This is a genomic window from Variovorax sp. 20P10.2.4, assembly GCF_058244205.1.
The window spans coordinates 1-14,385 of the sequence record NZ_JBZAYE010000138.1; the positions used below are offsets into that span (position 1 = coordinate 1).

Annotated in this window: 12 protein-coding genes and 1 tRNA gene; 8 read left to right on the plus strand and 5 right to left on the minus strand. The window is 68.3% G+C overall.

Translation table 11 applies throughout. The features are described from left to right. Positions 1-3,675: DEAD/DEAH box helicase (locus AC27VN_RS15550; protein WP_490877095.1), on the minus strand; the 3,675-nt coding region annotated here is incomplete at its 3' end. 155 nt (positions 3,676-3,830) lie between these two features. Continuing rightward, entirely contained in the window at positions 3,831-4,742 is a 912-nt protein-coding gene (locus AC27VN_RS15555) for a LysR family transcriptional regulator (protein WP_490877096.1), read from the minus strand. Between the two features lie 85 nt (positions 4,743-4,827). Between AC27VN_RS15555 and AC27VN_RS15560 the strand changes: the two genes are divergently transcribed. Beyond that, positions 4,828-5,604 (plus strand): SDR family oxidoreductase, encoded by a 777-nt coding sequence (locus tag AC27VN_RS15560; RefSeq protein ID WP_093349521.1) that lies wholly within the window; start codon positions 4,828-4,830, stop codon positions 5,602-5,604. Next, entirely contained in the window at positions 5,597-5,995 is a 399-nt protein-coding gene (locus AC27VN_RS15565) for a GlcG/HbpS family heme-binding protein (protein ID WP_431514115.1), read from the plus strand. The genes AC27VN_RS15560 and AC27VN_RS15565 overlap by 8 nt, the downstream gene beginning before the upstream one ends. A 39-nt stretch (positions 5,996-6,034) precedes the next feature. Here the strand turns inward: AC27VN_RS15565 and AC27VN_RS15570 are convergent, their stop codons facing one another. After that, positions 6,035-6,919, minus strand: a complete 885-nt coding sequence (locus AC27VN_RS15570; protein ID WP_490877097.1) for a LysR family transcriptional regulator — start codon at positions 6,917-6,919, stop codon at positions 6,035-6,037. 154 nt (positions 6,920-7,073) lie between these two features. Between AC27VN_RS15570 and AC27VN_RS15575 the strand changes: the two genes are divergently transcribed. Then, positions 7,074-7,517, plus strand: coding sequence for a VOC family protein (locus AC27VN_RS15575; protein ID WP_490877098.1), 444 nt, complete (start codon positions 7,074-7,076; stop codon positions 7,515-7,517). A gap of 74 nt (positions 7,518-7,591) precedes the next feature. On the opposite strand, the gene AC27VN_RS15580 is transcribed toward AC27VN_RS15575, so the two are convergent. Beyond that, positions 7,592-7,668: transfer RNA gene (locus AC27VN_RS15580), tRNA-Arg, on the minus strand. Positions 7,669-7,781: 113 nt separating this feature from the next. Beyond that, complete coding sequence (locus AC27VN_RS15585) at positions 7,782-8,384, minus strand: TetR/AcrR family transcriptional regulator (RefSeq protein ID WP_490877099.1); 603 nt, start codon at positions 8,382-8,384, stop codon at positions 7,782-7,784. A gap of 149 nt (positions 8,385-8,533) precedes the next feature. Between AC27VN_RS15585 and AC27VN_RS15590 the strand changes: the two genes are divergently transcribed. The 5 genes from AC27VN_RS15590 to AC27VN_RS15610 all read left to right on the plus strand — a co-directional run. Then, positions 8,534-9,292 carry an SDR family NAD(P)-dependent oxidoreductase gene (locus tag AC27VN_RS15590; RefSeq protein WP_490877100.1) on the plus strand — a complete coding sequence of 253 codons (759 nt, stop codon included), beginning with the start codon at positions 8,534-8,536 and terminating at the stop codon, positions 9,290-9,292. 54 nt (positions 9,293-9,346) lie between these two features. Next, positions 9,347-10,354, plus strand: a complete 1,008-nt coding sequence (locus AC27VN_RS15595) for an SDR family NAD(P)-dependent oxidoreductase (RefSeq protein ID WP_490877104.1) — start codon at positions 9,347-9,349, stop codon at positions 10,352-10,354. Between the two features lie 44 nt (positions 10,355-10,398). Beyond that, positions 10,399-12,114 (plus strand): site-specific integrase, encoded by a 1,716-nt coding sequence (locus AC27VN_RS15600; RefSeq protein WP_490877101.1) that lies wholly within the window; start codon positions 10,399-10,401, stop codon positions 12,112-12,114. Positions 12,115-12,307: 193 nt separating this feature from the next. Beyond that, complete coding sequence (locus AC27VN_RS15605) at positions 12,308-13,480, plus strand: acyl-CoA dehydrogenase family protein (RefSeq protein ID WP_490877102.1); 1,173 nt, start codon at positions 12,308-12,310, stop codon at positions 13,478-13,480. A 6-nt stretch (positions 13,481-13,486) separates the two neighbouring features. Continuing rightward, a partial coding sequence (locus AC27VN_RS15610; RefSeq protein WP_490877103.1) for an acyl-CoA dehydrogenase family protein occupies positions 13,487-14,385 on the plus strand: 899 nt, incomplete at its 3' end.

Below are 14,385 nucleotides of genomic sequence, written 5' to 3' on the forward strand. Positions count from 1 at the left end.
CTCGATCTCGACCGGCAGCAGCCGCGTGCCGTGCGCGATCTCGTCGAAGAAGCAGGCGCCGTGCTGGGCCAGGTGCGTGGCGACGCGTGAAGCGCGCGAGCCCAGGTTGTCGTCGTCGGCAGGTGCGGGCGCGAGCGTGGTCCACAACGCCGAACTGCGGCGCGGCAACAGCACCACCGGCGTGGCGCGCAACGACAGGCTGCCCGCGCCCTTGCGCCCCTCGGTGGCCGTCGGGCGCAGCCGCGTCCACAGCACGCGCCCGGCGGTGCACAGGTCGTCGAGCCAGGCGCCCGCGTAGTCGCTCACGCGCGCGGGCAGCAGCTCGGCCTCCCACAGCGGCGCGGGCGCCTCGTAGCCTTCGAGCTGCGAGAGGATGCCCGACAGCGCTTCCGGACCACTCACGCGCGAGCCCGCGCCGATGTGCTGCCATTCGAAGAGGAAGCGCACGAAGTCGCGCGGCTCGACCGGTTCGATCTCGCGGCGCAGGCGTCCGAGCGTGTAGCGGTGGATGCGTGCCAGCAGATGGCGCTCGCACCATTCGGGCTCGGTGCCGCCGGGCGTGAAGCGGCCCTGCAGCACGCTGCCTTCGGCCTGCAGCGCGAGCAGGGCGCCTTCGACCTCCGCGGCCGACAGGAAGAGCGGCGCAGCGAGCTGCGCGACGGTCACGGGGCCGAGCCCGCCCAGGCGCGAGCGCAGCAGTTCGCGCAGCGCGGTGTCGCGGTCGGCGGGCTGCTCGGCGTCGTCCGGCGCGACGATGGCGGGCTGCATCGGCGCATCGGGCGCCACGGCGCGCAGCAGGCCGAGCCGCTCGGCCGTCACCCACAGGCCGCGTGCAGCACGGCCCTTGCCTTCGAAGATCAGGCGCGTCGCGCGGCCGGCCTTGGCGAGTGCCGTCAGCCATTTCTTCCAGTCCGCCTGCTGCGCCACCTCGTCGTCGTTGAGGGCGCCGAGCATGCCGAGTGCCTCGTGCATCTCGTCGGCACTGCGCGGCTGCGGCCAGGCCTCCTCGCGCACGCTCGCGATGGCCTGGGCGTCGAGCTGGCCGACGTCGTCGGCGCTCTGCGGATCGGTGTAGCGCCGGTTCTGCACGGCCTGCGTGCGGCGCTCCTCGAGCGGTGCATCGTCGAGGAAGGCATAGGGCCGCGCGTTCAGGGCTTCCAGCGCGAGCGGCGAGGGGGCAGGCAGGTCGCGCGCCAGCACGCGCACCTCGCCGGCCTCCATGCGCCGCAACAGCGCGAGCCAGCCGTCGGCGTCCATCGCGTCGTGCAGGCAGTCGTCGAGCGTCTGCGCGACCAGCGGATGCTCGGGGATCTCGCGCTCGCCGACGATGTTCTCCGCGCACGCGACCTGGTCGGGAAAGACGGCCGCGAGCAGGTCCTCGGAACGCATGCGCTGCAGCTGCGGCGCCACCTTGCGCCCGCCGGTGAAGCGCGGCAGCGCGAGCGCGGTGGTGGCGTTCCAGCGCCAGCGCACGCCGAACAGGGGCGCGTCGAGCAGCGCCTGCACCAGCACATGCAGCGCCGAGGCCGAGTGCAGGTAGCGCGCCACCTCGTCGAGCGGGAAGCTGTGGCTGGTCGACAGCGACAGCACGATCGCGTCCTCGGTCGCCGCGGCCTGCAGCTCGAAGTTGAAGGTGCGGCAGAAGCGCTTGCGCAACGCCAGGCCCCAGGCGCGGTTGAGCCGGCTGCCGAAGGGCGCGTGGATCACCAGCTGCATGCCGCCCGAGGCATCGAAGAAGCGCTCCATCACGAGCGTGTGCTGCGTGGGCAGATCGCCGAGCACGGCGCGCGCCTGTGCGAGATGCGCGACGATCTGGCGCGCGGCCTCGTCGTCGAGGCCGATGGTCTGCGTCAGCAGCGCCATGGCCGCGTCGTGGCCGCCCGAGGCGAGCGCCTGCGCGACTTCCTCGCGCAGCCGCGACACGCCGAACGACAGCTCGTCGCTGCGCCCCGGCGCCTCGCCGAGCCAGAACGGAATGTTGGGCGCCGCGCCCTGCGCGTCTTCCACCCGCACGCGGCCCGGCTCGATCTTGAGGATGCGGTAGCTGGTGTTGCCCAGCTGGAACACGTCGCCCGCGAGGCTCTCGACCGCGAAGTCCTCGTTGACGGTGCCGATCTTGTCGGCCTGCGGTTCCAGCACGACCGTGTAGTCGCCGGTCTCGGGGATGGTGCCGCCGGAGGTCAGCGCGGTCATGCGCGCGCCCTTGCGTTCGCGCAGCAGGTGGTGCACGGCATCGCGGTGCACATAGCCCGCGCGCTGGCCCTGCCGCGTGGCGAAGCCTTCGGACATCATGCGCACCACCTCCATGAAGCGCGCCTGCGACAGCTGCGCATAAGGCCAGGCGCGGCGCACGAGGGCGAACAGCTGGTCCTCGTTCCATTCGCGGCAGGCGGTCTCGGCCACGATCTGCTGCGCCAGCACGTCCAGCGGCGCCGGCAGCACGCGCAGCGCGTCGAGCTCGCCGCGTCGGATGCAGTCGAGCAGGGCGGCGCATTCGACCAGCTCGTCGCGCGACTGCGCGAACAGCCGCGCCTTCGGCACGCCGCCCACCGCATGGCCCGAACGTCCCGCGCGCTGCAGGAAGGTGGCGATGGCGCGCGGCGAGCCGAGCTGGCACACGAGGTCGACGTCGCCGATGTCCAGGCCCAGCTCGAGCGAGGCGGTGGCGACGAGCACCTTGAGCTCGCCGCGCTTGAGGCGCTGCTCGGCGGCCAGCCGCGTTTCCTTCGACAGGCTGCCGTGGTGCGCGGCCACCGCCTCCTTGCCGAGGATGTCGCCCAGGTGCCGCGCCGCGCGCTCGGCCATGCGGCGCGTGTTGACGAACACCAGCGTGGTCTTGTGCAGCCACACGAGTTCGGCCACGCGCGCATAGACCTGCGTCCACTGGTCGCCCGACATCACGGCCTCGAGCGGCGTGGGCGGCAGCTCGAGCGCGAGGTCGCGCTGCTTGGCATAGCCGATGTCGACGATCTCGCAATCGGCCGTGCCGTCGGCGCGCAGCGCGCCCGCGCCGACCAGGAAGCGCGCCACCTCGTCGATGGGCTTCTGCGTGGCCGACAGGCCGATGCGCACCGGCCGCGCGCCACCTTGCGCCGTGCAGAGCTCCTGCAAGCGCTCCAGCGACAGCGCCAGGTGGCTGCCGCGCTTGCTCGCGGCGATGGCGTGGATCTCGTCGACGATCACGCTGCGCACCGTCGACAGCATCTTGCGGCCCGAGGCGGAGCCCAGCAGCACGTAGAGCGACTCGGGCGTGGTCACCAGCACGTGCGGCGGTCGGCGCAGGCTCTGCTGGCGCTCGCGTTGCGGCGTGTCGCCGGTGCGCACGGCGGTGCGGATGTCGACCTCGGGCAGCCCCAGCGCCGCCAGCTCGGCGCGAATGCCCGCGAGCGGCGCATCGAGGTTCAGGCGGATGTCGTTGGACAGCGCCTTCAGCGGCGAGACGTAGACGACGGCGGTCTCGTCGGGCAGGCCGGCGGGATCGAGGCCGCGGCGCACCAGGTCGTCGAGCGCCGCGAGGAAGGCCGTGAGCGTCTTGCCCGAGCCGGTGGGCGCGGCCACCAGCGTGTCGCGCCCGGCACGGATCGCCGGCCACGCCTGGGCCTGGGCCGAGGTGGGGCCGGGGAAGGTTCGCAGGAACCAGCGGGCGACGGAGGGGTGAAACGAGTGCAGGTCCACGGGAAGTGCAGGCTACGACAACGATCGCGGGGGCGCAACGCGCGCGCCGTAGACCCTGCAGGTCGGGACGTTGCGGGGCAACTCAAGAGGGTTCGAACGCGGCCGGTTGCGATGCCTGGTGCGCTCTCGCGAAATTCCCGAGCGAGGAAGCGTCCTCACGAGGCCCCGTCGCGCACCATGTCGATCAGTGCACGCAAGGCACCGGAGACGTGGCGGTGTCCGGGATAGTAGAGACACAGGCCCGGATAGGCGGGACACCATTCATCCAGCACGCGTTCGAGCCTGCCGTCGCGCAATGCCTCCAGGGCGAGGTGATCGGGCACGAAGGCGATGCCGATGCCCTCGATCGCGGCATCGACCATCAGCGGCTGGTCGGTGAGGGTGATCGGCCCCTTGACGTCGATGCTCTCCTCGACGCCATGGCGGGCGAACTCCCAGCGATAGAGGGCACCGCTCTCGAAACGGAACCGGATGCAGTCGTGCTGGTGCAGGTCCTGCGGCACGGCAGGCCGACCGCGCGCCGCCAGGTAGCTGGGCGAGGCCACGGCGGCAAAACGCACCGGCCCGCCCACGCGCACCGAAATCATGTCCTGCGGCACGGCTTCGAACAGACGAATGCCCGCGTCGAAGCCGTCGGCCACGACGTCGCCGAGCCTCCCGTCGCAGACGATGTCGAGATGGACCTGCGGATAGGTGCGCACGAAGCGCGCGAGCAGGGGCCGCAGCACCAGGCGAACCGCGCCTTCGCTGGAATTGATGCGTATCGTGCCGCTCGGTGTGTGCTGGAACTCGTCGACCTCCTGCAAGGCCTGCGTGAGCGACGACAAGCTGGGCCGCAGCTTGACCGCCAGCCGCTCCCCGGCATCGGTCAAGGACATGCTGCGCGTGGTCCGGTTCAGCAGTCTCACGGCCAGGCGCTGCTCGAGCGTCTTGATGGAGTGGCTGACGGCCGATGCCGTGATGTCCAGCTCCCGGCCCGCGGCACGAAAGCTGCGATGCGTCGCGACCGAAAGAAAGACATTCAGGGCGAACAGATCGCAGCCCTTGAATTGATGAACGGGATTCATCGGAGCAACAAGCGTTGGTGGGATTGTCCGAATGGTATGGCCTTCCTAGACTGGCTCGCACAGTCACACGAAAGGTATTCGAACCATGTCCCAGAAGATCTTGATCACGGGTGCGAGCTCGGGCTTCGGCCGCGGCTCGGCCATCGAACTGGCCCGGCAAGGCCACCAGGTGGTGGCCGCCGCCGAAACCTGGCCGCAGGTCCGCGGCCTGCGCGCGGATGCCGCCGCCGCCGGGGTCGAGATGGAGGTGATCAAGCTCAACCTGCTCGACGGCATCGACATCGCGCACGCGGGCTCCTTCGATCCCGACGTGCTGGTGCTCAACGCCGGCGTCATGGAGGGCGGCTCGATCGCCGACATCCCGATGCAGCGCGTGCGCGAGTCGTTCGACATCAACGTGTTCGGCCATCTGCAACTGGTGCAGGCCATCCTGCCCAGGATGGTGGCGCGCCGCTCGGGCAAGGTGGTGTGGACCTCGTCGATGGGCGGCATCCTGGTGGTGCCTTTCCTCGGCATCTACTGCGCGACCAAGCACGCGATCGAAGCCATTGCCGGATCGATGAAAGCGGAGCTCGCGCCCTTCGGCATCAAGGTCGCGACCGTCAACCCCGGCGTCTTCGGCACCGGCTTCAACGACACCGGGGCCGAGAGCTTCGTGCAGTGGTACGACGCCGACAAGGCGGTCGTGCCGATGCCCGACTTCAGCGGGAGCCTGCTCGATCAGGCCGATCCGCAGGAAATGATCGACGCCATGGTCGAGATCATTCCCGCCGACGAGCACCTCTATCGCACGATGCGTCCGCTGGCGACGATCGATGCCGCCAGGCAGTGGCAGGCGACGGAGTGGTCGCAGAATGCCTGACATCGCCATCGACCATGCCCACCGCGTGGTGGCCCGGGGCCGGCAGGCGGCACAAGAGGCCGGCGTGAACGCGGTGTTCGCGGTCCTCGACCGCGGTGCGAACCTCGTCACCTTCTCGCGCATGGACGATGCGTGGCTCGCCTCGAGCGAACTGGCCATCGCCAAGGCCCGCGCCTCCGTGATGTTCAGGATGCCGAGCGAAGCGCTGAATGCGCCGCTGCAGGTGGGGGTACCGGCGCCGCACTTCGACCACATCCACGCGGGCGGTCTGCTGCTGATGGGCGGCGGCTTGCCGCTGTTCGATGGCGACGGTGTGCTGATCGGTGCGCTGGGGGTTTCAGGCGGAACACCCGATCAGGATGCGGCACTCGCACGCGCAGCGGTGGCGTGATCGACGCGGGAGGGCATGCAGGCGCCGATGCCCTCGCGTTCAAGCCTCGGGCGGCACCGCGCCATAGGCATCGGTGATCAGGTGCGCGAGCGCGCGCGAGGCTTCGTTCATGTTGCGCTTGCTGCGATGAACCAGGCCGATGTCCCGATGGAAGGTGTCTTCCTCGAGGTCGATGACGCGGACCGCCGCGGGCCAGCGGCGGTTGCGCATCGTCTGCGGAACCAGCGACGCGCCCAGGCCGAGCGCGACCAGGCGGATCAGCGCCTCGAGTTCGTCCGCCTCGCAGACGTCACTCACGGCCATATGTTCGCGCCGCAGGAACCGGTCCACCTGCCGGCCGGCCAGCGATGCGCGGTCGTAGCGGATGAAGGGGAGCGTCATGAGCAGCTCCCGCCAGCCGATGTCCGGCGCATCCCTCGGGACGATGAGCCGGAAAGGCTCCTGCGCCAGCGTGGTCCATCGCAGGTCGCTGTGCAGGGAGAAGGGCGGCCGGATGACGATCGCCATCTCGAGTTCGCCGGCATCGACGAGCTGGGCCAGGTCCATCGAGAGGCCCGGCACCAGCCGGGTCCGGACCTCCGGAAACTGCCGATGGAAGCGCGCGATCGCCGCGGGCAGCAGGTGCGATTGCGCCGAAGCGATCGAGCCGATGCTGAACCGGAACGAGGTCGGCGTTCCGAGCTTGCCGGCGCACAGGTCCGAATACATGCGGATGAGCTGCTCGGCCTGGCCGACCATCTGGTGCCCGCGATCGTTGAGACGGGCGGTACGGCCGGCGCGGTCGAAGAGGTCGTGGCCCACCTCGGCTTCGAGGCGCTGCATCTGGGCGCTGATGGCCGACTGGGTGAGTCCGATCTTGTCGCCGGCGGCCGAGAAGGTGCCCTCGCTCGCGACCGCCAGAAGGGTCTTCAGTTCTCGGATCATGGAAGCGATCTGCTGTTCTCGAGCGCCGGGGGCGGGCCCGGGCCTCTCGGCTTCATACAAAAATTATTTGTCTAAAACCGCAATATTAATTGCTTTTTTTATTGCATCGGCATGCCTATCGTTCGGGCCTGTACAACCACACCGAGGCCCCCCGATGCTTGCCCCCCGCACCAACCCCGCGATGCTGTCGCCGTTCCATGTCGCGTTTCCCGTGCATGACCTCGCGCTCGCGCGCCGGTTCTATGGCGAGACCCTCGGCTGCCCCGAGGGCCGCAGCTCTCCGGACTGGATCGACTTCAATTTCTACGGCCACCAGATCGTGGCCCATCTCTCGCCCGAAGAGGCCGGAGTCGCGCAGAAGAACGATGTCGACGGCAAGGGCGTTCCGGTGCGCCACATGGGCATCGTGCTTCCGCGCGCCGATTGGGACGCGATGGCGGACCGGCTGAAGGCGGCCGGCATCCGGTTCATCATCGAACCCTACATCCGCTTCAAGGGCGAAGCGGGCGAGCAGGCGACGATGTTCTTCCTCGATCCCTCGGGCAACGCGATCGAGATCAAGGCGTTCGCGAACATCGAGATGCTGTTCGCCAAGTAATCGCGAAGGTCGCGCACAAAGAAAAACGGGCTAGACGCCTGAGCGTCTAACCCGTAGATCTAGAACCGAAATTCTGGTGCGGCTGGCAGGAATCGAACCCACGACCCCTTGGTTCGTAGCCAAGTACTCTATCCAGCTGAGCTACAGCCGCGAAGCCTTCGATTATAGCCCGGAAATCGGCACCTACCCTTGCGGGCCGGACCGTGCACCACGCCGACGATCTGGCGGCTGGCGCCCAGCGAGGATTCGCCGTCACCCCTGCGGCTATCTGCCCGAGGACCGGCCGCTGCCTGGCCAGGTGGCAAGCGCTTGATCGGCGACGGCCTCCAGCACGTCGCGGCTGAAGCCCGCCTTGGCCTGCACCGCCATGCCGTGGCACACGGCGCAGACATAGGCCGCCAGCGCATCGCACTTCGCATCGGAGGGCAGGTCACCCTCGCGCTTGGCGCGCTCGAAGCGCTCCTGCAACGTCGTCTGAGCTGCGGCACGGGCCTCGACCAGTGCTCGACGCACCGGCTCCGCGTCGTCCGACCCGGCCAGCACGCCGTGTATCGCCAGGCAACCCGCGCGTTCGGGGTCGCGGGTGTTCAGTTCCGCCGTGTTGTAGAGGATGTGCGCGGCAACCTCGCGCGAGGTCGGCAACTCGAGCGCGGCGGGGAAGAACGCCAGGTAGTGGGCGTAGTAGCGCTCCAGCGCCTGCCGGAACAACGCCTCCTTGTTGCCGAACGCCGAATAGAGCGCCGGGCGTTCGACGCCAATGGCTTGCGTCAGATCGGTGTACGAGGTGCCCTCGTAGCCCTTGCGCCAGAACATGGTCAGTGCGGCGTCCAGTGCCTGCTCCACATCGAATTCGCGCTGACGTCCCATGAGTCGCACCACCTTGGTTTTTTCGTAACGATCGATATTAAACCGCTTGACGCTCCTCGTCCATTTCCATATCGTTCGTTACGATACCGATCGTTATGAATTCCTGATGCCCGGGACACGGCGCGCGGTTGTCTTCGAAAGAGCATGTCATGCAGCAATTCTTGAAGGGCAAGCTTGCCCTCATCACCGGCGGTTCGCGGGGGCTGGGCGCCGCGACCGCGGAAGCGTTGGCCGACCTTGGTGCCGATATCGCGATCACTTATGTCGCTTCTGCCGAAAAAGCGAATGCGGTGGTGGAGAAATTGAAAGCCAAGGGCGTTCGGGCCCTGGCCATCCAAAGCGACCAGGCCGACACGACCGCGGCGAAGTCCATGGTCGACCAGGTGCTGTCGCACTTCGGCCGGATCGACATCCTCGTCAACAACGCCGGCATCGCCGTGCAAGGCAAGACCGTCGACGATCCCGCACTCGACACGGTCAACCTCGACCGGCAGTGGCAGGTCAACGTGATGGGAACGGTGGCCACCACGCGCGCGGCGGCACCGGTGCTTTCCGATGGCGGGCGCATCGTCTTCATCGGCTCCCTGCTGGGCACCCATGTTCCGTTCGCCGGAGCAGCCGACTACGCGGGAAGCAAGGCGGCCCTGGTCGGCTACGCGAAGGGCGTGGCGCGCGACCTCGGCAGTCGCAACATCACCGCCAACGTCGTGCAGCCGGGCGTCATGCCGACCGACATGGCGACCGAGGTCCTCGGCGACGGAGTGCCGGAGGCGCTTCTGAATCTGCATCCGATACGCCGCATCGCGACGCTCGAGGAAGTGGCGGCCCTGGTCTGCTTCCTGGTCGGACCGAACGGCGCCTACATGACGGGCAGCGTGATCGACGTGGCCGGCGGCCTGGCCGTCTGAGCTTCAGCGGCTCTGCCAATGAAATTCGAACTGAACAACGTGCAAGGACCAGACATGAGCAAGAAATTTGATGCGAAATCGACCGCCCAAGACGTGCTGGCGGGTGCCGATCTGAAGGGCAAGCGCTTCCTCGTCACGGGAACATCGGCGGGGATCGGTGTCGAAACCGCGCGTGCGCTCGTCTCGCGTGGCGCCAGCGTTGTGGGACTGGTCAGGGACCTGGCCAAGGCTCGGGCGGCAACGGCATCGGTGCGCGATGCGGCGGCGCAGGCCGGAGGCAGCTTCGAGCTGGGCGAACTCGATCTCGCATCCCTGCGAAGCGTGCGCGCCAGCGCCGACAGACTGCTCGCCGACGGTCGTCCGTTCGACGCCATCATCGCCAACGCCGGCGTGATGGCCACGCCCTTCGGTCTGACGAACGACGGCTTCGAGACCCAGTTCGCGACCAACTACCTGGGTCACTTCGTTCTGATCCATCGGATCGAACCGCTTCTCGTCGACAACGGTCGCCTGGTCATGCTGTCGTCCCAAGCGCACCGCGTTGCCGATGTGGACCTCGACGATCCGAACTTCTCGGAACAGCCCTACGACCCGTTCGTCGCGTACGGTCGATCGAAGACGGCGGAGACCCTGTTTGCGCTGGAATTCGATAGGCGCCATCGCGGCCGTGGCGTCCGGGCGGCGGCGGTGATGCCGGGCAACAGCCTGACCGAACTGCCGCGCAACTTCTCGGCGGAGCAATTGCAAGGCCTGTTCGAAACCGTGGGCAAGGCGCGTGCCGAAGCAGGTCTTCCCCCAGGGCAACTGAAAGATGTCGGACAGGCAGCGGCGACTTCGGTCTGGGCGGCAGTCGTGGCCGACGCGGACGAGATAGGAGGCCGCTATCTCGAGGACTGTGCCGTCGCTCCAGTGAATGACTCCCCCAATCCGTTTGCCGACGGTGTCAGGTCCTATGCACTCGACGCTGGACGCGCCGAGCAACTTTGGGCCAGGACACAGGCACTTCAGGTCGATCGGATGGCAGGCGCCGGCCCCATTGTTGAAGCCGTGCTACTTCGATAACTCTTCTTATCACAACAGATTGATTGGGGAGAGAATCTCTCCCCATGAAAAGTAGCCCACCCACCTCCGAAGCAGCCGCAAGGCCTCGTGACCGAGGCGAGGAGGGCTTCCCTGGCCAGGCCGCCTTGGCGGCATTGCGCGCCTGGTATGCGGGCATGAGTGCACGTGCCAGCGTGGTTCAGTACCTCGGGCACGCGAGCATCGACGGACAGTCCTCCCGCGCGGTCCTGGGCGCCATTCGGCGCCAACTGGTCGCGCTCGCCGAAACACGTCGTCGTGACGACATCGCCGCGCTGCTCACGCATCCCGCCACGGAGCGCGTGGCACGGGCAGAAGCGGTGCGCAATGCCATCGAAATCCTGCGCAAGCTGCCACCGCGCGCGCCCTTGGTGACGGACGAGGTCGGAGCCTGGTTGCCGCCACGCATCGCGAAGGCATTGCACGGCCATGGCATCCGCACGCTCGCGGAGCTCACCGTGCGAGTGCCGCGCCGGCGGCGTTGGTGGGTCGCGGTCCCGGGACTCGGAGCCGCGGGTGCGCGCCAGGTCGAGGATCTCTTCACGGCGCATCCCGAACTGACGGAGCGCGCACGCGCGCTCGTCGTTTCCGACGCGCCGAATGACGTGGTGCCGTGGGAACGGCTTCATGTCCCGAACGATGTCGACGGATCCCGCGGCACCTTTCGCGCGCCGCCGGCCACCTGCGCACTCGGGGCAAGCAACGACTACCAGGCCATCCAGACCTGGCTGGCTCTTCAGGAATCGCCTGCGACACAACGCGCCTATCGCAAGGAAGCGGAGCGGCTCATCCTCTGGTCGATCCTTGAGAGGGGACGGGCCCTTTCTTCGTTGACCACCGAGGATGCGCTCGCCTATCGGGCCTTCTTGCGCCGTCCGTCACCCCGCGGTCGCTGGGTCGGCCCTGCGCGCCCGCGCGGCGCGAGTGATTGGAGACCGTTCGCGGGAGACCTGTCCGCGCGCTCCACCGCCTACGCGCTGTCGGTCGTCGGCGCCATGTTCCGCTGGCTCATGCAGCAGCGCTACACCCTGGCCAACCCTTTCGCCGGCATCAAGGTTCGAGGCGGCGCACCGGCTCGGCCCCTGGCCGCCGCTCGCTTCTTCAGCGAGGGGGAGTGGGGGCTCATCCGCACGATCGCCGACGGACTGGAGTGGGGGAGAGGGTGGACGCTTCCCGCCGCGCAAAGGCTGCGTTTCGTCCTCGATTTCGCCTATGCGACGGGACTGCGCGTGAGCGAACTGGTCGGCGCGAAGCTCGGCCAGATCGAGATCGACAGCCGCGGCGACCACTGGCTGCATCTCGTGGGCAAGGGCGCAAAGACGGCCAAGGTGGCCTTGCCCTCGCTGGCCCGGGCGGCACTCGATCGCTATCTGCTCCAGCGCAGCATTCCAACCACCCTTGCGCGCTGGAATCCGACCTTGCCGTTGATCGGCAGCATCGATCTCGATAGCACCGAGGGGATCACCTCGGCCAGGCTCTGGAGCATCCTGCGCCGATTCTTCCTGCTCACGGGTGAAATGGTGGGGAAGGACAACCCTGCGCTCGCCGAAAAGCTCCGCCTCGCCAGTCCGCACTGGATGCGTCACACGCACGCGACTCACGCGCTGGCGCGGGGGGCCGAGCTCACCATCGTTCGCGACAACCTGCGGCACGCCTCCCTGCAGACCACGTCGATCTACCTGCACGCCGATGAAGTCGCGCGTTCACGGCAGATCGACGAAGCATTTCCGTCTCGGGACTGATTGCTGAGCTTCACGGCCAAACGGGCCAGAAGCACACGCAACAACAGAATCATTGATTTTACATAACACTCATTGGATAGATTTTCCGGATCGGGCGTCACAAGGATATCAACCTGAAGCGCAATGGTTGATCCAATAAGAAGTCCGGCATATGATGGCCCGAGCCCACTCTCAGCCACCGCTGCTTCGCCCGATGGATCTAGACACGCCCCCCGATCAAACCACTTTCCGCAACGAGGTCCGTCGATTCATCAAGGACCGGCTTCCCGCCGACATCCGCGAACGCCTGCGCCTGGGCCATCCGCCGCGCAAGCAGGACACCGTCACCTGGCAGCGCATCCTCAATGAGAAAGGCTGGGCGGCGCCGCACTGGCCGCGTGAGTACGGCGGCGCCGAGCTCGGCCAGGCCGAGCGGCTGATCCTGCTCGACGAGCTGTTCCGCGCGCCCGCGCCGCTGCCGCAGGTGTTCAACGTGGGCATGCTCGGGCCGGTGCTGCTGAAGTTCGGCACCGAGGCGCAGAAGCGCTTCTTCATGCCCAAGCTCGCGAACCTCGACCTCTGGTTCTGCCAGGGCTTCTCCGAGCCGGGCTCGGGCTCGGACCTGGCCTCGCTGCGCACTTCGGCCAAGCGGGAGGGCGAACACTACGTCGTCGACGGCCAGAAGATCTGGACCACCACCGCGCACCTGGCCGACTGGGTGTTCGCGCTGGTGCGCACCGACGGCACGGGCAGCAAGCAGCACGGCATCTCCTTCCTGTTGATCGACCTGCGCAGCCCCGGCATCACGATCCGCCCGATCACCTCGATCGACGGCCAGCACCATCTCAACGAGGTCTTCTTCGACGCGGTGCGCGTGCCGGTCGACAACCTCGTCGGCGAGGAAGGCCGCGGCTGGGACTGCGCCAAGTACCTGCTGATGAACGAGCGCACCGGCATCGCCAACGTGGGCCTGTGCCGCGAACGGCTGGACTATGCGCGCGAGCTGGCGGGCCGCCTCACGCAGGCCGGCCGGCCGCTGCTCGACAGCCCGAGGCTGCGCGCCGAGATGGCCGTGCTCGACGCCGAGATCCGCGCGCTCGAGGTCACGAACTGGCGCTTCCTGCTGTCGAGCGACACGGCGCAGAAGAACCCGGGCTTCGCCTCGGTGCTCAAGCTCAAGGGCACCGAGCTGCAGCAGGAGATCGCGCAGCTGCTGCAGCGCATTGCCGGCCCCGCGGCGATGGAGCGCCGCGCGCACGACGGGCCCGGCGCGGAGCACTGGGGCGGGCCGCTGGCGATGCGCTACTTCTACAGCCGCGCCGCCAGCATCTACGGCGGCACGAGCGAGGTCCAGAAGGACATTCTTTCCAAGACGATCCTGGGATAGGCCCGCATGAACTTCGAACTCAATGAAGAGCAGCAGGCGCTGCAGGCCAGCCTCTCGCGCCTGCTCGGTGATGTCTATGGTTTCGAGCAGCGCCGCGCGATCGCGGCCACGCCCGCGGGCTGGAGCGAAGCGGTGTGGCGGCAGTTGGCCGAGCTGGGCCTGACCGCCCTGCCCTTGCCGCAGGCCCATGGCGGCTTCGGCGGCGGTGCCATCGACCTGCTGCCGGTGATGCAGGAGCTAGGCCGCGCGCTGTCGCTCGAGCCCTTCCTCGCCTCGATCGTGCTCGGCGCGACCGCGCTGCGGCTCGCGGGCGACGACGCCCTGCAGGCGCGGTTGCTGCCCGGCGTGGCCAGCGGCGAAGTCCGCCTGGCCTGGGCCCACGACGAAGCGGCCGGGCACCAGGCCCCGCTGTGGATCGAGACCGTTGCGCGCCGCGATGGCGAGCGCTGGCGGCTCGACGGTGCGAAATGCAACGTGCTGCATGCCACGGCCGCTCACCATGTCGTGGTGAGCGCGCGCATGGCCGGCGCGCCGGACGATGCGCAGGGCCTCGCCCTGTTCCTGGTCGATGTCGAGGGCCCGGGCGTGCAGTGCCGCGCCCATCGCCTGGTCGACGACACCCCGGCCGGCGAACTGCGCTTCGAATCCGCCACCGCGCTGCCGCTGCACGATCCGCACGATGCCGCCACCGCGCTGCGCGCGCTCAAGGGAACCCTGGCCGCCGGCACCGCCGCGGTCTGCGCCGATGCCGTCGGCCTCATGGAGTCGGCCTACCGGCTTTCCGTCGACTACCTGAAGACGCGCCGCCAGTTCGGCCGCCTGATCGGCGAGAACCAGGCGCTGCGCCACCGCGCCGCGGAAATGCTCGTGAGCCTCGAGATGTGCCGCAGCATGGCGCTGGTGGC